Annotated in this window: 17 protein-coding genes; 11 read left to right on the forward strand and 6 right to left on the reverse strand. The window is 46.4% G+C overall.

The features are described from left to right. Position 1: 1 nt before the first annotated feature. Entirely contained in the window at positions 2-1,279 is a 1,278-nt protein-coding gene (locus ACT6NV_RS02035) for an NADH:ubiquinone reductase (Na(+)-transporting) subunit B (protein WP_445385610.1), read from the reverse strand. Positions 1,280-1,281: 2 nt separating this feature from the next. Further along, positions 1,282-2,634, reverse strand: a complete 1,353-nt coding sequence (locus tag ACT6NV_RS02040) for a Na(+)-translocating NADH-quinone reductase subunit A (protein ID WP_445385611.1) — start codon at positions 2,632-2,634, stop codon at positions 1,282-1,284. 152 nt (positions 2,635-2,786) lie between these two features. Between ACT6NV_RS02040 and ACT6NV_RS02045 the strand changes: the two genes are divergently transcribed. The 4 genes from ACT6NV_RS02045 (at position 2,787) to pruA (ending at position 7,294) form a co-directional block, all read left to right on the forward strand. Beyond that, entirely contained in the window at positions 2,787-4,031 is a 1,245-nt protein-coding gene (locus tag ACT6NV_RS02045; protein ID WP_445385612.1) for a type IX secretion system plug protein, read from the forward strand. A gap of 12 nt (positions 4,032-4,043) precedes the next feature. Then, a complete protein-coding gene (locus ACT6NV_RS02050; RefSeq protein ID WP_445385613.1) occupies positions 4,044-5,186 on the forward strand; it encodes a DUF3667 domain-containing protein in 1,143 nt (380 codons plus the stop codon). Positions 5,187-5,192: 6 nt separating this feature from the next. Next, positions 5,193-5,579 carry a Co2+/Mg2+ efflux protein ApaG gene (gene apaG / locus ACT6NV_RS02055; protein WP_445382818.1) on the forward strand — a complete coding sequence of 129 codons (387 nt, stop codon included), beginning with the start codon at positions 5,193-5,195 and terminating at the stop codon, positions 5,577-5,579. Between the two features lie 86 nt (positions 5,580-5,665). Next, positions 5,666-7,294, forward strand: coding sequence for an L-glutamate gamma-semialdehyde dehydrogenase (pruA, locus tag ACT6NV_RS02060; protein ID WP_445385614.1), 1,629 nt, complete (start codon positions 5,666-5,668; stop codon positions 7,292-7,294). A 36-nt stretch (positions 7,295-7,330) separates the two neighbouring features. On the opposite strand, the gene rsmG is transcribed toward pruA, so the two are convergent. After that, entirely contained in the window at positions 7,331-7,963 is a 633-nt protein-coding gene (rsmG, locus tag ACT6NV_RS02065) for a 16S rRNA (guanine(527)-N(7))-methyltransferase RsmG (protein ID WP_445385615.1), read from the reverse strand. Positions 7,964-8,060: 97 nt separating this feature from the next. Between rsmG and ACT6NV_RS02070 the strand changes: the two genes are divergently transcribed. Together ACT6NV_RS02070 and ACT6NV_RS02075 are read left to right on the forward strand one after the other, a co-directional pair. Continuing rightward, positions 8,061-9,164, forward strand: a complete 1,104-nt coding sequence (locus ACT6NV_RS02070; protein ID WP_445385616.1) for a fatty acid desaturase family protein — start codon at positions 8,061-8,063, stop codon at positions 9,162-9,164. Between the two features lie 13 nt (positions 9,165-9,177). Beyond that, positions 9,178-10,368 (forward strand): pyridoxal phosphate-dependent aminotransferase, encoded by a 1,191-nt coding sequence (locus tag ACT6NV_RS02075; protein ID WP_445385617.1) that lies wholly within the window; start codon positions 9,178-9,180, stop codon positions 10,366-10,368. A gap of 21 nt (positions 10,369-10,389) precedes the next feature. Here ACT6NV_RS02075 and ACT6NV_RS02080 read toward each other — a convergent pair whose 3' ends face one another. Both ACT6NV_RS02080 and trkA read right to left on the reverse strand, forming a co-directional pair. After that, positions 10,390-11,880: a TrkH family potassium uptake protein gene (locus tag ACT6NV_RS02080; RefSeq protein WP_445385618.1), complete on the reverse strand. Its 1,491-nt coding sequence runs from the start codon at positions 11,878-11,880 to the stop codon at positions 10,390-10,392. Position 11,881: 1 nt separating this feature from the next. After that, positions 11,882-13,231, reverse strand: a complete 1,350-nt coding sequence (gene trkA, locus ACT6NV_RS02085) for a Trk system potassium transporter TrkA (protein ID WP_445385619.1) — start codon at positions 13,229-13,231, stop codon at positions 11,882-11,884. 215 nt (positions 13,232-13,446) lie between these two features. On the opposite strand from trkA, the gene ubiE reads away from it, so the two are divergent. Further along, the gene (gene ubiE / locus ACT6NV_RS02090) at positions 13,447-14,175 is read left to right on the forward strand and encodes a bifunctional demethylmenaquinone methyltransferase/2-methoxy-6-polyprenyl-1,4-benzoquinol methylase UbiE (RefSeq protein ID WP_445385620.1); all 729 of its coding nucleotides are present in this window, start codon (positions 13,447-13,449) and stop codon (positions 14,173-14,175) included. 4 nt (positions 14,176-14,179) lie between these two features. Beyond that, positions 14,180-14,872 carry a type IX secretion/gliding motility protein PorT/SprT gene (porT, locus tag ACT6NV_RS02095; RefSeq protein WP_445385621.1) on the forward strand — a complete coding sequence of 231 codons (693 nt, stop codon included), beginning with the start codon at positions 14,180-14,182 and terminating at the stop codon, positions 14,870-14,872. Here porT and ACT6NV_RS02100 read toward each other — a convergent pair. Further along, positions 14,859-15,593, reverse strand: a complete 735-nt coding sequence (locus tag ACT6NV_RS02100) for a TrmH family RNA methyltransferase (RefSeq protein ID WP_445385622.1) — start codon at positions 15,591-15,593, stop codon at positions 14,859-14,861. The genes porT and ACT6NV_RS02100 overlap by 14 nt on opposite strands. Positions 15,594-15,617: 24 nt before the next feature. Between ACT6NV_RS02100 and tamL the strand changes: the two genes are divergently transcribed. From tamL to accD, 3 genes are read left to right on the forward strand one after another with little or no spacing between them, the layout of a single operon-like run. Then, positions 15,618-18,212 (forward strand): translocation and assembly module lipoprotein TamL, encoded by a 2,595-nt coding sequence (gene tamL, locus ACT6NV_RS02105; RefSeq protein ID WP_445385623.1) that lies wholly within the window; start codon positions 15,618-15,620, stop codon positions 18,210-18,212. A 57-nt stretch (positions 18,213-18,269) separates the two neighbouring features. Beyond that, positions 18,270-19,337, forward strand: a complete 1,068-nt coding sequence (fbaA, locus tag ACT6NV_RS02110) for a class II fructose-bisphosphate aldolase (protein ID WP_445385624.1) — start codon at positions 18,270-18,272, stop codon at positions 19,335-19,337. 35 nt (positions 19,338-19,372) lie between these two features. Beyond that, positions 19,373-20,233 (forward strand): acetyl-CoA carboxylase, carboxyltransferase subunit beta, encoded by an 861-nt coding sequence (accD, locus tag ACT6NV_RS02115; protein ID WP_445385625.1) that lies wholly within the window; start codon positions 19,373-19,375, stop codon positions 20,231-20,233. Positions 20,234-20,236: the final 3 nt, after the last annotated feature.

The following is a 20,236-nucleotide window of genomic DNA, read 5'->3' on the forward strand; positions in this document are numbered from 1 at the left end:
ATTATACTGTTTCTGCTTTAAGTTCCTGGGCCTTGCCATCCGTGGTCTTAGGCAGGATGGTGGCCGTTTTAAGTCGTTTCAGTCGTTTTTTAACGTTTGCCCGAATCACGTAATGATCAATGGTTGGTGCAAAGACGTTCATCAGGAGAATGGCCAGGAATACTCCTTCAGGATAGGCAGGGTTGAAGACCCGGATCATTACGGAAATAAACCCGATCAAAAAACCATATATCCATTTCCCGCGGTTGGTCTGAGAACCGGTAACCGGGTCGGTTGCCATATAAACAATTCCAAAAGCCAAACCACCCACAATGAGGTGCTTCCAGAAATCAAAACTCATTAATCCATAAAACCGGCTGGTTTCTGTTATCCATCCCTGGTCTACTACGCCATTGAAGATCAGCCCCATAGCCAAGGCGCCCAAAACAGCGCTGACCATAATCCTCCAGCTAGCAATTTTGCTGAAAATCAGGAACAAACCACCCAGCAAGATCAGAAAAGCCGAAGTCTCTCCCACAGAACCCGGGATAAAGCCAAAGAACATATCAGACACGCTGTAATCGTAACTGCTATTCTGTGCCAGATATCCTAAAATGGTTTCGCCTGAGATCGCATCCGGGGTGCCGGCCCGATCGACGGCCTGGTGTACCCAGACCTTATCCCCGCTCATCCAGGTAGGATAGGCGAAGAATAAAAAGGCCCGTATGGTAAGGGCAGGGTTGAGGATGTTCATTCCGGTACCCCCGAAAACCTCTTTTCCAATAACCACTCCGAATACCACGGCCACGGCAAGCATCCATAGTGGGGTATCTACCGGTACGATAAGGGGTACCAGCATCCCTGTAACCAGGTAGCCTTCCTCCACCTCATGACCCTTGATCATCGCAAAGATAAACTCAACCAAAAGCCCTACTCCATAAGATATAATTACCAGGGGCATCACCTGTATAAAGCCCAACCAGAAATTCTCCCAGGTAAGGAAATTTTCCCATAGTGCCAGTTCCCTTGGCATTCCATTAGCTGCGTCTATGGCTGCATAATGCTGATATCCGGTGTTGAAAAAGGAAAACAACAGCACCGGCAAAAGCGCCATTATTACAGTGTTCATTGTTCGTTTCAAATCGTCTGCCCCACGGATATGCGACCCTGAATGAGTTGTTTCATCCGGGGTAAACAAAAACGTATGGAAAGCATTAAATGCTGGGGCAACTTTTTTACCCCTCAGTCGATGCTTGATAATGTGCAGGCGTTTTTTAAACGTAAGTCTCTTATCGCTCATATTTATCCTATTTCTTTATAAAGTAAATCCAATCCTTCACGGATTATTTGCTGGTGAGGTTGTTTGGATATACATATGAATTCAGTGAGGGAAAAATCCTCAGGGATCACTTCGTACAACCCTAACTGTTCCATTTCGTCCAGGTCTTTAACCATACAGGCCTTCAACAATTGCATCGGGTAAATATCCAGAGGAAAAACCTCCTCGTATTTCCCGGTAACCACAAAGGCGCGGTGTTCCCCGTTGGTATTGGTAGTCAGGTCGTATTTCTTTTTGGGCTGCAGCCATGAGAAGGTAAGCGCACGGGTGGTGGAAATCTTGTCAAAGACGGGTTTATTCCATCCGAAGAACTCGTAATCATCCCCTTCCGGGATAGCTGTAACTGTATTGTTGTAATACCCAAGGTGGCCTTCCGGGCGGGTCTTACGGCCCGTAAGCACGTCCCCGTTGATCAGCCTGAAATGTTCATTGCTCACTCCGCTGGCATAAAGGAAGGTGGAAATTTCAGCTCCTATTTTTGTTTTGTAATACTGAGGAGACTTGACGCAGGAACCTGCCAGGGCTACAATACGCTCTGCATTATATTTTCCACTCAGTAAGGTTTCTCCTATCAGTACCAGATCTTGCGGGCTCAGCGTCCAGACAACCTCCCCCTTGTTGATAGGGTCGATCTTATTGATCTGGGTCCCGACCAAACCAGCTGGGTGCGGCCCACTTACGCGATGCTCCACAATACCCTGTAGTCCTGAAAACGGAGAATCTTCTCCTTTGCCCATACTCACGTGCAAACTTCCCGGACTGAGTTTCCCAAGGGCCGTTATGGCCGCCTGTAATTCTTTTTCTTTTCCTTTCAGGGTATAATTGATGTCGGCTGCAAGGGGAGCCGTCACATATGCCGATACAAAGATAGCCTTGGGAGTAGCTTCCGGATCTGCTATGCGATCGTATGGGCGTTGCTTGATAAAAGGCCAGCATCCCGTATTTAACAGGTATTCGCGAATGCTTGCAGCATCCGCTTTCTGAATATCAAGTGGCTTGTGTTCCAGATACTTCTGCTCCTTGTCCGCAAGAATTTTCACGTTTAAGATCCGCCTGCGCGCACCCCGTTCTATTTCGATCAGCTCACCGCTCACCGGGGATGCAAAAAGCATCTTTTCGTTATCCTTGCTGTAAAAAAGTGCTTCACCCGCCTTTACTTCTCCACCTTCCTTGAACAACATTTTCGGGGTGATCCCGTGAAAATCGTCCATGTTGATGGCATATACATTGCTGGAAACAGCTTTGGAAGTAGAAGGTTCTGCAGCACCGACAAGATTGATGTTCAATCCTTTTTTTATTCGGATGTCAGTTGACATATTATCGTAGACCTTAGGTTAGAAAAATACCGCCCAAAAATAGCACATCTAACAACGTTTTCATAATTATTAACCCTTTTTTTAGGCTTTATACCGGTCGGAATTTCAGGGGCATGGTTTTTGTTTACCTTTAAGCCGAAAAAAGGCTTTTAATGCGCCCAGATCTTAAACATTTTTTACTGCTTCTCTGCAGCCTGACTTCTTTCGCACAGGTACAGCTGGAAGTTGATCCTCCCGAAAACATCAAGAGCATCATTTTCAGAGGCCCCACTGAAGACCAGTTTCCCATTGTCCAGTTAGGAGAATCCATCTACCTTGAATTTGACGATTTATCGGCCAGCGAACAGGATTACTATTTCCGCCTGCAGCATTGCGACTACGACTGGCAGCCTTCGCAACTGCTGAAGTCACAGTACTTAAGCGGGGTAGATAATCAAAGGATTATCTACTATGAAAACAGCTACACCACCCTGCAGCCCTATTCCAATTATCAGCTCACCATCCCAAATAATCAGGTAAGCCTCAGGGTCAGCGGGAATTATATCCTTGAAATCTACAATGCCAACAATGTCTTACAGTTTTCGAGGCGCTTTGTGGTATATCAGGACCAGGTAAAAGTTCCCGCCATTGTCCGCCGCTCCAGGGATTTCGAATACCTGATGGAAAAACAATCGGTACAGTTTAGCGTAATTCCTGCAGGCATTCAGCTAATCAACCCCAAGAAAGAGGTTAAAATTGCCATCCTGCAAAATTATCACTGGCCCACAGCCCGGTACAACATTCCCCCTCAGTTTACCATAGGAAGTGAACTGGTATACAAGTACGACAAGGAAACAGCCTTTTTCGGCGGAAACGAATACCTGAATTTTGACAGCAGCGATCTGAGGGCCCCCACGGCCGCCATTTCCAGCATCGGGTTTAAAGACCTTTACCATCACTATCTCTTTCCAAACCGGTGGCGCTTTGACCAGGAGTACACCTATTTTCCGGATATCAACGGGGATTTTGTAATTAGAACGCTTCAGGGCCGGGACCCCTCCCGGGAAGCGGAGTATACCTGGGTACATTTCAGCCTGCCCTATACCGATGAAATCGGTTTTGATCAGGTCTACATTTTTGGAAAATACAACAATTATGCCCTTGAAGACCTCAACCGGATGGAGTACAATCCGGATACGGGATATATGGAAGCTAGCCTTTTGCTGAAGCAGGGGTTTTACAATTTCAAATACGTTATCGCCAGGGAAGATGGCCCCGTAGCCCTCAATGAAGTTTGCGGGAATTTCCATTTCACGGAAAACACTTACACCATATTGGTTTATTACCGGAATTTTGGGGATATTTACGACAGCGTTATCGGAATTGGCAGTACCAATTCCAGGAACATCAGCAACTAATCCATCTCTCCAATGGAGACCAAACCAGCCAAAACCGCGGGTCGTTACCAACTGCGTTTCAGGGGTACGGAATGCCTTAATTGTGGCCATCCCCTGGACATGAGTGACAAGTATTGCCCGAACTGTTCCCAGGCCAACAGTACCAAGAAATTAACGATGAAGGATTTCATGGACGAATTTCTCTCCAGCCTGATCGATTATGACTCAAGACTTTGGAAATCCCTTGTATCCCTTCTCACCCGCCCGGGACGTATTTCTCTGGACTACATAGCCGGCAAACGGGTATCCTATTCCAACCCTTTTCGCTTCCTTCTGAGCCTAGCTTTTATTTATTTTTTGTTGATTGGATTTGCCGGCAACTTAGGGGATCTGGACAATGTGAACCTGGACAGTAAACTCAACTCCGACCCGGACAGCGAATTCACCTGGGGTTTAGGCACAGATCAGTTCTCCGATGCCGCTCAACAAGTAATGGATTCCCTCGAAACAGAAGGAAAGATTGATTCCAAGAATCTGGCCAATTCAATTGTTGAGGCACAACGCAAAAAAGACTCCGCCATGATCGCAGACCCTAAGGGGTACCTCAGCAATTTATCAGGAAAGGGTTTTACAGAGCGGTTTATTGAAAAAAGCACCCTTTTTTTCAAGCTGATCCATGAAGACACCCTTTTCAGCTACGATGATGCCGCGAAGAAATACGAATTGGATGACAAGAACGAAAACCGCGTTGCCTTTGATATGGCCAAAAGTGTACAACGTGCCCTGCAAAGGCCGGGATCATTTCTGTCTGACTTTATGACGAAGCTGCCCTTTGCAACTTTTTTCTTCCTTCCCCTGTTTACAGTCTTTGTCTGGGGGGTGTATATCAGAAAAAACTACACCTACACCGATAATCTGATTTTTAGTTTCCACAATCAGTCGCTATTATTTATCTTGCTCATTATTAGTTTTTTAATCGACCTCTTACTGAAGATTGACAGCTCGGGGATCTTCCTGCTTGTTTTTGGATTTTACCTGTATAAAGCCATGCGGAATTTTTATAAACAGGGTCGTTTTAAAACTATCTTAAAGTTTCTCATACTGAACACAATTTTTTTTATTTTAGCCTTGATGGCCGGGGTAGCATTTTTTGTGGGCAGCGCCATTACCTATTAACAGCAAATGATCACACAGGTAACCAAAGGGATAAAAATTTCGGTAGATACCAGTTTTGAAGGGACGTTCTTCAAGAACTATAAAATGCATTTTGCTTTCGGTTATACCATTACCATTGAAAACCAGAGCAAAGACTCGGTGCAGCTCACCTCCCGACACTGGAAAATATTCGATTCCCTGAATGATTTTGAAGTACTTGACGGGGAAGGGGTTATCGGGAAAAAACCGGTCATCAAACCCGGGGAATCTCATACCTACAGCTCCGGTTGCCTGCTTGCTTCACCTATAGGAGCCATGAAAGGGCACTACAATATGGTGAACTTTTCTTCAACCGAGAAATTCAGGGTATACGTCCCCACTTTTAAATTCAGCGCGCCCTTTGCCCTGAATTAATCCCGCTTTTAAACTTCTTTTCCTTTTAAAAGGAAGACCCTTTTCGTACCTTTGATGGAATTTTTAATCAAAGAAAAAAACGCATTATGGGTAAAGGATTTTTTCAGGTCCCAACGGCGATAAACGAACCGGTTAATGAGTATGCTCCGGGTTCTCCCGAACGGGAAGCTGTACTGAAACAATACAAGGAATACTTCAACGGAAATGCAGATATCCCCATGTATATCAATGGGAAAGAAGTCCGCACCAACCAAACTAGAAAAATTGCGCCTCCACACGATCACCAGCACCAGGTAGGGCAATATCACCTGGCTTCTCAAAAGGAAGTAGATCAGGCCGTCTCCACAGCACTCGAAGCCCGTAAAAAATGGGCGGCACTTTCCTGGGAGCAACGGGCAGCCATTTTTCTAAGAGCAGCCGACCTGATTGCAGGGCCTTACCGGGCAAAAATCAATGCAGCGACCATGATCGCGCAATCCAAGACCATCCACCAGGCTGAGATTGATGCAGCCTGTGAACTGATAGATTTCCTTCGCTTTAACGTGGAGTTTATGTCCCAGATATACCAGGAGCAGCCTGAATCTGCCGAAGGCATCTGGAACCGGGTTGAATACAGGCCGCTTGAAGGCTTTGTATATGCTATTACCCCTTTTAATTTTACAGCCATCGCCGGAAACCTGCCGGCCAGTGCTGCCATGATGGGAAATGTTGTAGTCTGGAAACCCAGTGACCATCAGATTTTCTCGGCCCAGGTAATTATTGAGGTGTTCCGGGAGGCTGGCCTGCCGGATGGCGTTATCAATGTGGTTTTTGGAGATCCTGTTATGATTACCAATACGCTGCTTGCGCACCCCGATTTTTCAGGCCTGCATTTTACAGGTTCGACTCAGATTTTCCAGTCGCTCTGGAAACAAATAGGAAATAATATACACAACTATAAAACCTATCCGCGCATAGTTGGAGAAACCGGGGGAAAGGACTTTATTATTGCCCATCCTTCTGCCGTACCTCAGCAGGTTGCTACTGCTATCACCAGGGGAGCCTTTGAATTCCAGGGTCAGAAGTGCAGCGCTGCCTCCAGAGTTTATCTTCCGAAATCTTCGGCTGAAACGATTCTGGAATTGGTTAAAAAAGACATCGAGTCCCTTAAAAAACCCGGTTCTCCTGAGGATATGACTCATTTCGTTACCGCTGTAATTCACGAAGGCTCATTTGACAAACTGGCCTCATATATAGACCGGGCCAAGGAGCATCCGAGTGCCGAAATCATTGCAGGGGGATCTTACGACAAGAGCAAGGGATATTTTGTGGACCCAACGGTGATCCTCACCACCGATCCGCATTACGAAACCATGGAAACCGAATTATTCGGGCCGGTGGTTACCGTTTATGTATATGAAGACAAGAACTGGAGCAGCACCCTGGAGCTGATAGACCAAACCTCTATCTACGCCCTCACTGGGGCTGTTATTTCAAGGGACCGTTATGCCATTGAAGAGGCTACACGGGTACTTGAAAATTGTGCGGGTAACTTCTATATCAATGACAAGCCCACAGGGGCGGTTGTCGGACAACAACCCTTTGGAGGGGCCCGGGCTTCCGGAACAAATGACAAAGCCGGCTCTGCCCAGAACCTGATGCGCTGGGTTTCTCCGAGACTGATCAAAGAAACTTTTGTAAGTCCTGAAGATTACCGGTATCCTTTTTTAGGATAAGATAAAAAAGCCCCGGAAGTTCCGGGGCTTTTTTATTTATTGGGATGCCTGGGGGAGGTAAACTACTTTTTTGGTTTCAAAAAAGGGCTCCTTGAAATAGCGACTCAATTCAGTAACCTCTGCCTGGGGGAACCCTGATAATTCCTCACTGAGATCACCTCCCTTAAGGTATAGGATTCCATTGGGCACTGAATGCACAGATTTTGACTTGATTTTGCCTTCGGTCCAACGTACAAAGGTGGGCATAGCCGCCACGGCGCGGCTCACTATAAAGTCGAATTGCTCATGCAGTTGCTCCACCCGGATTTGCCTGGCCTCTGCATTTTCGAGACCCAGCCCGGCAATGACCTCCTCTACCACCCGGATTTTTTTCCCGATGGCATCCACAAGGGTAAAATGAGTTTGCGGAAAAAGAATGGCCAGGGGGATTCCGGGAAAACCCCCGCCCGTACCTACGTCCAGTACGGAAGCACCCGGCTCAAAACGCAGTACCTTGGCAATTCCAAGGGAATGCAGTACATGGCGCAGGTAAAGTTCATCGATATCCTTACGGGAAACCACATTGATCTTTGCATTCCAATCATGATATAATGCTGCCAAAGCTTCAAAGCGGGCTTTTTGGGTATCGGATAAATTGGGAAAATATTGGAATACTGTTTGGGCTGTCATGCGTATCTTTGTCCTTTAGCGGCAAAAATACTATTTTAGTTCAGGTATTAAAGTCGAAAATAAATCGTTATTACTTTATAATCAGTACGTTTACAATATGCAATCCAAAACTATCCGGTTTTCACGAACCGACTCCGCCCAATTTTTCAGAACCCTGAATAAGCGGGTGAACACCTATTTCAAAGAAAATAAACTCAAAAAAACAGGCAACTGGAAACTGTATGCGAAGACGGCAGTTATGTTTGCGCTTTTCCTCGCCCCATACTTTCTGATCCTCACCCTAAATATGCCCAACTGGGCGAATCTGCTGCTAACCATGCTAATGGGAGTAGGAATGGCAGGTGTTGGGATGAATGTGATGCACGACGGGAACCACGGCTCCTATTCGTCTAAAAAGTGGGTCAACAAACTCATGGGAAGTTCCATTTACATCCTGGCGGGAAATGTTTATAACTGGCAGGTACAGCACAATGTACTGCACCATACCTATACCAACATCCACAACCACGATGAAGATCTGGAGGCAGGAAGGATTCTTCGTTTTTCCAAACACGCCAAATGGCATCGCTTCCACAAATTCCAGCACTACTATTCCGTATTGTTATATGGCCTGCTCACTTTTAACTGGGCCATTACTACAGATTTTATGCAGATGTACCGTTATACCAAACGAAAACTGGCTTATGGGAAATTTCCTAACCCGGTTGTTAACTGGAGCGTACTGCTGATCACAAAGCTTATCTATATAACCATCTGGATTGTCATCCCCATGCTGGTGCTCGATATTGCCTGGTGGAAGGTATTATTGGGCTTCTTTATCATGCATTATGTTGCCGGGGTGATCCTTTCGGTTGTCTTTCAGTTAGCCCATGTGGTAGACCATGCCGAGACCCCCCTTCCCCAGGAGGATGGAAGTATGAAAAATACCTGGGCAATACACCAGTTACTCACTACTGTGAATTTCGGGACGAAAAACAAGATCGTTAACTGGTTTACGGGCGGGCTGAACCACCAGGTGGAACATCATATCTTTCCGAATATTTCTCATATTCACTACACAAAAATCTCCAAAATTGTGAAACAAACGGCAAAGGAGTTTAATTTGCCCTACAATGAGTATAAAACTACCCGGAAAGCTATAATTTCGCATTTTAAACATCTGAAGGAACTGGGGAAAGAACCCAACCTGCAAATACAATAACGCCTCCATTGTTATGAAGCACTATTTGTCTGACCGGATAAACAACATGTCTACTTCGGCCACCCTCGCTATGGCTGCCAAAGCCAGGGAACTCAGGCAGGCCGGTAAAGATATTATTGGCCTTAGTCTGGGAGAACCAGATTTTAACATTCCGGATTTTATTAAAGAAGCTGCCAAGAAAGCCATAGATGATAACTACAGCAGCTATTCTCCTGTAGATGGCTATGGGGATTTAAAGGATGCGATATCAAAGAAATTCAGCCGGGATAACGGGCTGGACTACGGGTTGGATCAAATCGTGGTCTCTACCGGAGCAAAACAATCCCTGGCCAACGTGGCCATGGTAATGCTCAACAAAGGGGATGAGGTCATTTTACCAGCCCCCTACTGGGTAAGTTACAGCGACATTGTAAAGCTGGCGGAAGGTGTACCGGTTGAAGTGCCGACCAGCATAGATACGGATTTTAAAATGACACCCGAACAGCTGCGCAAGGCCATAGGGCCCAAAACCAAAATGCTTTGGTTCAGCTCCCCCTGCAACCCCAGCGGATCCGTTTACAGCAAAAAGGAACTGGAAGGCCTGGCTGAAGTACTGCGCGAATACCCGGATATTTTTATCGTTTCAGATGAGATCTATGAGCATATTAATTTCAGGGAAGGTCATGTGAGCATTGCAGGTATCCCCGGCATGTATGAGCGGACCATTACGGTGAACGGGGTTTCCAAAGCCTTTGCCATGACCGGATGGCGTATCGGCTATATTGGAGCAGCCAGCTGGATCGCCAAGGCCTGTACCAAATTTCAGGGGCAGATTACCAGCGGGGCCAATGCCATCGGACAGCGAGCAACTATAGCTGCCCTGCAAGCCCCTGTTGAAAAGATCCGCTTTATGATAGATGAGTTCCACAAGCGGAGGGATATTATCCTGCAATTGCTGAGGGAAATAGAGGGGTTTCAGGTGAATGTGCCCGAAGGAGCGTTTTACGTGTTTCCGGATATCTCAGATTTCTTTGGGAAGACGCTCAGGGGCAAAACCATTAACAATGCGTCTGATTTTGCCTTGTATCTGCTGGAAGAAGCCAATGTGGCAACGGTAACCGGGGAAGCCTTCGGCAATCCGAATTGTATACGTATTTCCTACGCGGCTTCAGAAGCTGAAATTCGCGAGGCCATAGCACGCATTCGCAAAGCGGTAAATTCCTGAATCCAGGGTAACCAAAAGGCCTCAGGTGCGTTTCCAGAAGTAAGGGGTAATCAGTATCAGGACTGTAAATAATTCCAGCCGGCCAGCCAGCATCAGAAACCCACACCACCATTTTCCCAAAGCCGGAAGGCCACTGAAGTTGTTTAGCGGGCTAAGGGTTCCAAAAGCTGGCCCGACATTTCCAAGGGAAGAGGCAGCCCCTCCTATAGCCGTAACAAAATCCAGACCCAGAAAACCTAAGACCAGTGCGCCGATTATAAAGAGCAGCATGTACAGCACGAAAAATGCAATGATGTTGTAAACAATATGTTCTGTTACGGTTTTATCGTTGTAACGCACGGGAATAATAGCGCTTGGATGCAGTGTGCGTTTAAACTCCAGCAAGCCGTTTTTAATGATCAGGATATGCCGCATGATCTTTATTCCACCTGCTGTGGACCCTGCGGAGCCCCCGGCAAACATCAAACCGAAAAAACAGACGGTAAGGAAAGGGGTCCATGCGGTAAAATCAGCTGTTACAAAGCCGGTAGTGGTAACCACGGCGATCACCTGAAAGAGCGCATGCCTGAAAGAGCTCTCCAAATCCCCCAGCACCTGCGGATGGTAGGCAGATACAGCAACGTCGGCCTGAAAATAGACTACCACAGCTGCCAATAAGGCAAATAAGGCAATAAATAATGAGTAAAACCGAAACTCTTCATCCTTCAGGATTTTCTGAACCCTGCCCTTAAATGCAAAATAACTCAGTACGAAGTTGGTCCCTGCCAGGAACATAAAAAGAATGATGATGTATTGTATCACAGGCTGGTCATTCCAGAAGGCGATACTGGCATTCTTAGTTGAGAACCCCCCGGTGGAAAGGGTTGCCAGGGAATGGTTTATCGCATCGAAGAAAGACATTCCAGCCAGCCTCAAAAGCAGTGTTTCGGCAAGCGTATAACCCACGTAGATAAACCAAAGTCTTTTAGCAGTATCCGTTATCCGGGGGTGTAGTTTATCGCCGCCCGGCCCGGGGGCCTCAGCTGCAAATAATTGCATTCCCCCTATCCCCAGTAAAGGCAGAATGGCTATAGCCAGTACAATAATACCCATCCCCCCTATCCAGTGGGTAAGGCTCCTCCAGAACAGTATCCCTTTGGGCATCACTTCTATATCATTCAGTATAGAAGCCCCTGTAGTAGTATAGCCCGACATGGTTTCGAAGAAGGCATCGGTTATATTGGGGATGGCACCGGTAATTAAGTACGGCAGTACGCCTGAAGCCGCCATGATGATCCACCCGAAGGTAACAATGATATAACCTTCCTTCCGCTTAACCTCCTTCTTATGGCCACGGGTAAAGAACATGGCAATGATCCCGACAAACATTGTGGTTACTGCGGCCAGCGTAATTCCCAGGGTGGCGCCGTCTTTGTATATTCCACTGACCAGTGCCGCCAGGAGCATAAACCCCCCGTTAAAGAGCAAAAGCAGCCCCATCAGGTGAAAGATAATTCTGGAGTTCAGTCCCATACTACAGGAATAATTTTTCAACCTTTGGAATGGCCGATGGCAGGCAGCACACCACTACACGGTCTCCCTCCCTGATCTTAAAATTCCCCAGTGCAATTATACCTTCCTCCTCACGGATGACCCCTCCAATAATGGCAGACCTAGGGAAATCCAATTCTTTGATCAACTCTCCATTGACCTCAGAGGAAGCCTTTACCACAAATTCGAGTATTTCAGCATTCAGGTTGTTCAGGCGTGTAAGCGCAACTACTTCTCCCTTGCGGATGTGCCTGAATATATTATTGGCTGCCAGTAGTTTTTTATTGATAAGCGTATCGATTCCAATGGACTGGGAAAGCTGGAAATAATCCATATTCTCCACCAGGGCTATTGTTTTTTTAATGTGTTTGGACTTTGCCACCAGGCAGGACATGATATTGGTTTCGGAATTTCCGGTAACCGCAATAAAGGCATCCATGGATTCCAGGCTCTCTTCCTCAAGCAACTCCACATTGCGACAATCCCCGTTAATTACCAAAGCATTGGGCAATTGGTCTGCAATTTCAAAGGCCTTGTTTTTATCCTTTTCAATGATTTTTACATTAAACCTGCTTTCGCACAAATCCCGGGCCGCTTTGGTTCCCACCTTGCTCCCCCCGAGAATCATGACGTTTTTAATTTCCTCCCGCTTCTTACCGGTTAGCTTGTATAACTCCTCTACCCCTTTCTTATCTGTAATAAAGTAGACCTGGTCTGCTTCCATAAATACAGTATCACCCCTTGGGATGAGCGTAAACTGTGTCCCTTTGCGCTGCATGGCTATGGGCATAAAATGGAATTCAGGGAATATCTGGGCAGCCTGCTGAACTGTCTTTCCAATGAAAGGGGCTCCTTTTGGAAGGGAAACACCAACCATAATCAACAATCCCTGTTCAAACTCATAGGTGTCGTTAAAAGCAGACTGGTTTAACAATAGCTTAATTTCAACTGCCGCCAGTTCTTCCGGGGATATCAATTCGTCAATACCCAGCTCAGAGAATTCAATAGTGTCCTTATGGTCTATAAATTCGGTATTGCTGATCCTGGCAATGGTACGCTTCGAGCCCAGCTGCTTGGCCAGCATGCAAAGCGTAATGTTGGTAGTCTCTGAAGAAGTAACCCCAATTACCAGGTCCGAACTGGAAACCTTGGCCTCCGTCAACACAGAAATACTGGTGGCATCGCCTCTGAGAACACGGATATCTAGATGTCCTTCCGCATAGGAAAGGCTTTCCTTATTCGTGTCAATCAGTGTGATGTCCTGTGATTCGTATGAAAGTAATTTTGCGAGATGAAAGCCGACTTCCCCTGCTCCTGCAATAATAATCTTCATTCAGTACGTAATTGGGTTACGATAGGCGGGAAACTTTAAAAGATGTTCCCCACGCCGTTTTCAGGTCTGGATATGGGAACCAAAAACGTAGCAAAATTACGCAATTTTATGATTCCCGGGCATGTCTTTGCCAAATACTCATATCGGCAAGCTCAATACAAAACCCCTGTTTAATCCTGTCTGTTATAGTATCTTTGCGCTCAAAATCATACCCAATGGGCAAGGAGGTTCTCCCGTATAAAGATTCAGAGCTGAGCAAAAAGGAACAGGTTCGTCAAATGTTTGATACCATTTCCGGCAAATATGATGGTCTGAACCGCATCATTACCTTTGGAATTGACATCCGCTGGCGTAAAAAGGTCGTTCGTCTGGTAGGAGCAAAAAAGCCTGATTCCGTTCTGGATATAGCAACCGGTACCGGGGATCTGGCCATCGCGTTGGCCAAAACCGGGGCCAGCAGGATCGTTGGCCTGGATATCGCTAAAGGAATGCTGCAGGTAGGAGAACAAAAAATACAAAAACGCCATCTCCAAAAAACCATTGAAATGGTTGTGGGAGACAGCGAGGCTCTGGAGTTCCCGGACTCCAGCTTCGATGCCATAACAGTAGCTTTTGGCGTCCGCAATTTTGAAAGTCTCGAAAAAGGCCTATCTGAGATATACCGGGTGCTGAAACCGGGAGGCATATTGGCCATTCTGGAAACTTCAGTGCCTGAAAAACAACCCTTTAAGTGGGGTTATGGAATCTACAGCAAATACCTGCTACCGGCTTTTGGCAAACTCTTTTCAAAAGAAGCTTCTGCCTATTCCTACTTATCCGAATCTGCAGCTGTCTTTCCACATGGACAGGCTTTCAACAATATTTTGGGTAAAATAGGGTTTATAGGTATGAAACACAGGCCCCAGACTTTTGGAGTTGCCACCATATACACCGCCACAAAATAAAGGTATGAAACAGTTCCGGTTGCTTTTCATCGCGCTTGTCCTTAGCCAGCTTGCCCAGGGGCAATTCAATGAAAAGCCTATAATGAACCTGGAGAACGAAGACAAAAGGTTCCTGAACTGGGGGTATTATCTTGGTTTTAACCAGTATGATTTTAAATTTGAATACCGCAATGATCTGCCGGACGTGCTGGTAGACAAATCTTTGGGGTTTAATGTTGGCCTGATCGGGGAAATGCGCATCAATGAGTTTCTGGACCTAAGATTTGAACCCGGTCTTTTCTACTCTTCCCGTATTCTTGGGTTTCCCGGTTTTACCGAAGAATCGGATGCCTTGCGCGAGGTCAAATCTACTTATATCAGTTTTCCACTGTTGCTCAAAGCATCTACCAGAAGGATAGGAAACTGGAAGCCCTTTATTATTGGAGGCGCAGGGATGGCTCTCAACCTCGGCAGCAATGAAACGGCCCTTGATGATAATAGCAGTGGCACCTTTCGAATGAAAAAGCAGGTTTTTAATTACGAACTGGGCTTTGGTATTGATTTCTACCTGGAGTACTTTAAGTTTTCTCCCTCGATCAGAGGGGTATTTGCCATTTCGGATGAACTAGTACCCGACCGGGACCCTGCCAGCCCCTGGACCGGAAATATCCTGGCAATGAGAACCCGGGGGGTTTTTGTGAATTTTACTTTTGAGTAGCGCTCTGGTTGCCGTTTTGTATCGCATACAGGAAAATAGCTGTGGCTGTAGCCACATTAAGGCTCTCAGCCGAGCCGCCCGCGGCAGACGGAATAGATAATACTGTATTTACCTCCTTTTTAAGCTTTTCTGAAATTCCATGTGATTCACTTCCCATGACCAGGATTCCTGATTCTGGTAAAATCTCCGAAGGCAGGGGCCTCCCTTCCATACTGGCCCCGAATACAGGAATATCGATCCCTTTGAGGATAGCATCCAGTGGGCCATAAGAAACCCGGACCCGGGCAATACTCCCCATGGTTGCCTGCAGTACTTTAGGGTTATAGCAATCTACCGTATCGGGAGAACAAAGGAGTTCCGGAATCCCGAACCAATCACACAGACGGATAATCGTTCCCAGGTTCCCGGGATCCCTGACCCCATCCAGCACTACCGTCCAGCCCTGGAAACGCGGTGGTTCCGCTTCAGGGATTTTAAACACTCCCAAGACCTTGTTGGGTTGCACCAGACTGCTCATTTTTTTAAGCTGCGATTCTGAAATTTGTTCAAAATCCCCCTCGAGCAGTTCACTTTCAGTCGTAAAAAGGCGGTATGGCCTGATTTTGGATTGCAGTACCTCCGAAACGAGTTTGATTCCCTCGGCAACAAAGAGGCCTTCTCGCTGCCGATTCTTTTTTAACTGCAGGCTTCTTATAAACTTGATTTCGCTTTTAGCAACCATTCAAAAAATGTAATTTTGGATTCTATGAGAGCCCGACGGCAAGTTGTATTACCCACTGCTAAAATAGGATTATTATTTCTGGGGATTTGTATGTGTTCATGCAATGCCCTAAAACGAGTGGAAGACGACCAACTGCTGTTAAGCGATTACGAAATTCTGGCGGATGGGGAAAAGATAGGGGATCCGGCCATAAACAGCCTGGTCATTCAAAAACCCAACAGCAGGGTTTTAGGCTTCCCGCTGCGATTACACCTGTTCAACCTGGCCAAAAAAGATCCGGATTCTTCCTTTCAGAACTGGTTGAACAAAAAGGAAAAACGACAACAACGGCTGGAATCTTTGCTTTCTCGCAAACAGGTTGAAAGACTGGGGGAATCTTTCCTGGTAAAGGGGTACAGTGAATGGCTTAAGAATGTAGGAGAGCCCCCGGTGATCATTGACAGCTCCAAAGTAGAAAAGACCCTGGGGCGTTTGAGCAATTACTACAATACCCAGGGGTATTTCAACAATACGGGCCACTTTAGTATCGATAGTGTTGGAAGAAAACGGGCTGAAACACGTTACAGCCTGGACCTGGGAAAGCCCTACATTATAGACAGTTTAACCCAGGACATCGCATCTGCGGCCATAGATTCCCTGTATCAACTTAACAGGGATAATTCCCTGGTCAGGGAAGGGGAGCAATTTAATCTGGACAATTTTACCCGGGAGCGGGAGAGGCTTACTACTGTATTCCGTAATTCGGGAATCTGGAATTTTCAGGAAAGCTCCATCAGCTATGACATTATCCGGGATACGGTTAAGACCCGCGAAGATCAGCAGATGAACGTGGAACTCAATATCGATAACCTGCGATCCAGGCAAGACAGTGCCGCAAACGGCACAGAGTACAGGGTACATCGTATGGGGAACATTAACATTTTTGCAGATCATAACTTTACGGATACAACAGATAGCCTGCAAACCCTTGAATATAATAATTATACGATTTACTATAAAAATCGCTTACGGTATAAACCCAAGGCCCTGACAGATGCCATTTTCCTGCAAAAAGACAGTGTTTACCGGGATATCGACCGCCTGCGGACCTACCGGCAGATCAGCAATCTGAATACTTTCCGCTATCCGAATATTGAATTGCTGGACCGGGAAAACGATCGCCTGGATGCAAATGTCTACCTGGCGGCGCGGCCGCGGAACTCACTAAGCCTGGATTTCGATATCACCCACTCGAATATACAAAGGTTGGGGATAGGATTAGGGGCCGCCCTGATTACCCGAAACATATTCGGGGGCGCCGAAACCCTGAGTCTTTCTGCCCGCGGGAATTTTGGCCTGCTAAGCGACGAGTCCCTGCCTGAAGATTATTTTTCAGAGGTTGGGGGAGATATAAACCTGACCTTCCCCCGGATTTGGTTTCCCGGATTCGCAGCCCTTAATCCCGGCCGGCTGATCCCCTTTTACATGTTGCCGCAAACCCGGGTTTCCCTGGGTACCACCTTTCAGAAAAACCTGGGGCTGGATAAGCAGACCTTTAACAATGTACTGGCCTATAACTGGTCGCCCACAGACCATTCAAAACATCAGATAGAATTACTCAATGTACAGTTCGTTCGAAATGTGAACCCGGATCGTTTTTTTAATGTATACCAAAGTACATACCGCCGCCTGGATGACATTGCCGATAATTACGAGGCGGTTCCGGGCCTTGAAAACCTGTTTGTAACAACTGGAGATCCTGCAGACCCCCTGCGGCTCTCCATCCCGGAAGGCACAAATGGTTTTATTGACTCCGTGCTGGCCAATAACCTGATTCCTCCTTCGGATCCTGATTATGTGGATGTTTCCCGAATTGCAGAAAGGCAGGACCGCCTAACTGAAAACAACCTGATTTTCACCACCAATTATACGTATACCCGAGACAGCAAAACCGATATCAACGACAATAGTTTCTATAGTTTTCGCTGGAAAATAGAAAGCGCTGGAAATTTATTGTCCGGGATATCGCGCATTATCCCTTTTGAAGAAGATACAGACGGGAATAAACTGGTTTTTGGCGTCCCCTACTCCCAATATGTTAAAACGGAATTCGACTATATCAAGCACTGGGAGTTGTCCACTACAGATGTATTGGCTTTCCACTCTTTTATCGGGATTGCCATCCCCTACGGAAATGCTAATGACATCCCGTTTCTCAGGAGTTATTTTGCGGGAGGCTCTAACGATAACCGCGCCTGGTTCCCTTATTCTCTTGGTCCGGGAAGCAGCCAGAACATCAATGACTTCAATGAAGCAAATTTTAAAATAGCCATGAACCTGGAGTATCGTTTTCCGCTTTTTGGAAATTTCAGGGGCGCTCTTTTTGCTGACCTTGGAAATATTTGGAATATCTGGGACCGGGAAGACGACCCGGCCGCAACCTTTACAGGATTCAGCTCCCTGGCCGATATCGGACTGGGTACTGGCTTTGGACTTCGCTATGATTTTACCTATTTTGTCTTTCGGGCAGATATTGGGTTTAAGACCTACAATCCGGCCGAAATTCCATCCAAAAGATGGTTCAGGGATTACAATTTTGCAAATTCGGTACTCCAGATAGGGATTAATTATCCTTTTTAAAGGGTATTATTTATTACTTTTGCCTCATTACTAAAACTACTAACTAAGACCAGAAACATGCCCCATTCCATAAAAGCAGGAGTTGCCACAGGCGACCAGGTACAGGAAATATTTGCATACGCCAAAAAAAATAATTTTGCATTACCCGCTGTAAACGTCATCGGTTCCAATACCATTAATTCAGTACTGGAAACGGCTGCGGCCCTGAAATCGCCGGTTATCATTCAGTTTTCCAACGGAGGTGCGCAGTTCAATGCTGGTAAGGGACTTTCCAATGAGGGACAGCAGGCTGCCATACAGGGAGCTATTGCCGGTGCCAAGCACGTGCATCAGTTGGCTGAGGCCTACGGTGCCACCGTTATCCTGCATACAGACCACTGTGCCAAGAAACTGCTTCCCTGGATAGACGGACTGCTGGATGCCAGCGAGGCACATTTCATTGCGACCGGGAAATCGCTGTTCAGTTCACATATGATCGATCTTTCGGAAGAACCGCTGGAAGAGAATATCGAAATCTGCAAAGAATACCTGGCGCGAATGAGTAAAATGAACATGACCCTGGAAATTGAACTGGGTATTACCGGAGGGGAAGAAGATGGAGTGGACAATACGGATGTGGACGATTCCAAATTGTATACCCAGCCCGAAGAGGTGGCATATGCCTATGAGGAACTCTCTAAAGTGAGCCACCGCTTTACCATAGCAGCTGCCTTTGGAAATGTACACGGGGTTTATAAACCCGGAAACGTTAAGCTTACTCCCAAAATACTGAAGAATTCCCAGGAATACATCAGTAAAAAATATCAGGTGGAGGAAAACCACATCGATTTTGTTTTTCACGGTGGGTCCGGATCCACACTGGAGGAAATCCGTGAAGCTATCGGTTATGGGGTAATCAAAATGAATATCGATACGGACCTGCAGTATGCCTTTTTGGAAGGGGTGCGGGATTATATACAGGAGAAGAATGCCTACCTGCAATCCCAGATCGGGAATCCGGAAGGCGGGGATCAGCCCAATAAAAAATTCTACGACCCTCGGGTCTGGCTGCGCGAAGGGGAAAAAACCTTTGTTAGCCGTTTGAAAAAGGCCTTTGAAGATCTCAACAACGTAAACACGCTTTAGGCACTACACCATTTAAACTATAAAAGTTTTATTCTATGTCGTCTTGGTTTAAAAGAAAAGAGAAAGGAATTCAAACTGCCACGGAGGAAAAGAAAGACACCCCCAGGGGTCTTTGGTACAAATCTCCTACCGGGAAAATCGTTGAATCGGAAGAGCTTGCAAAAAATTTCTACGTAAGCCCGGAAGATGATTACCACGTCCGTATTGGCAGCAAGGAGTACTTCCAGATATTATTTGACGATAATAAATTCAAAGAGCTGGACGCCAACCTGAGTGCCAAGGACCCACTGAAGTTTGAGGACACCAAGAAATACGATGAACGCCTTAAGGCAGCCCAGAAAAAAACGGGTCTCAAAGATGCTGTTCGCACTGCGGTGGGAAAATCTATGGGCAAAGAGGTGGTGATAGCCTGTATGGATTTTAGCTTTATAGGCGGGTCTATGGGAAGCGTAGTTGGCGAGAAAATCGCAAGGGCTATAGACCATAGCATTGAGAATCAATTGCCCTTCGTCATGATTTCAAAGTCCGGAGGAGCCCGGATGATGGAAGCAGCCTTGTCTTTAATGCAACTGGCCAAAACATCTGCAAAACTTGCGCAGCTTGCAGAAGCAAAACTGCCTTATATTTCCCTTTGTACCGACCCCACCACTGGCGGTACCACGGCCTCATATGCCATGCTTGGAGATATCAATATTGCCGAACCTGGAGCACTGATAGGATTTGCAGGTCCTCGCGTGGTAAAGGAAGCTACCGGTAAGGAGTTGCCTCCCGGGTTCCAGACCTCTGAATTTGTTATGGAACATGGCTTTCTGGATTTTATCGTGCACCGCAGAGATCTGAAAAAGAAGATCAACCTCTATCTGGATCTGATTCAGAACAACCCTCTCAGAAAGTAAAAC

It is taken from the genome of Robiginitalea insularis (assembly GCF_052497835.1).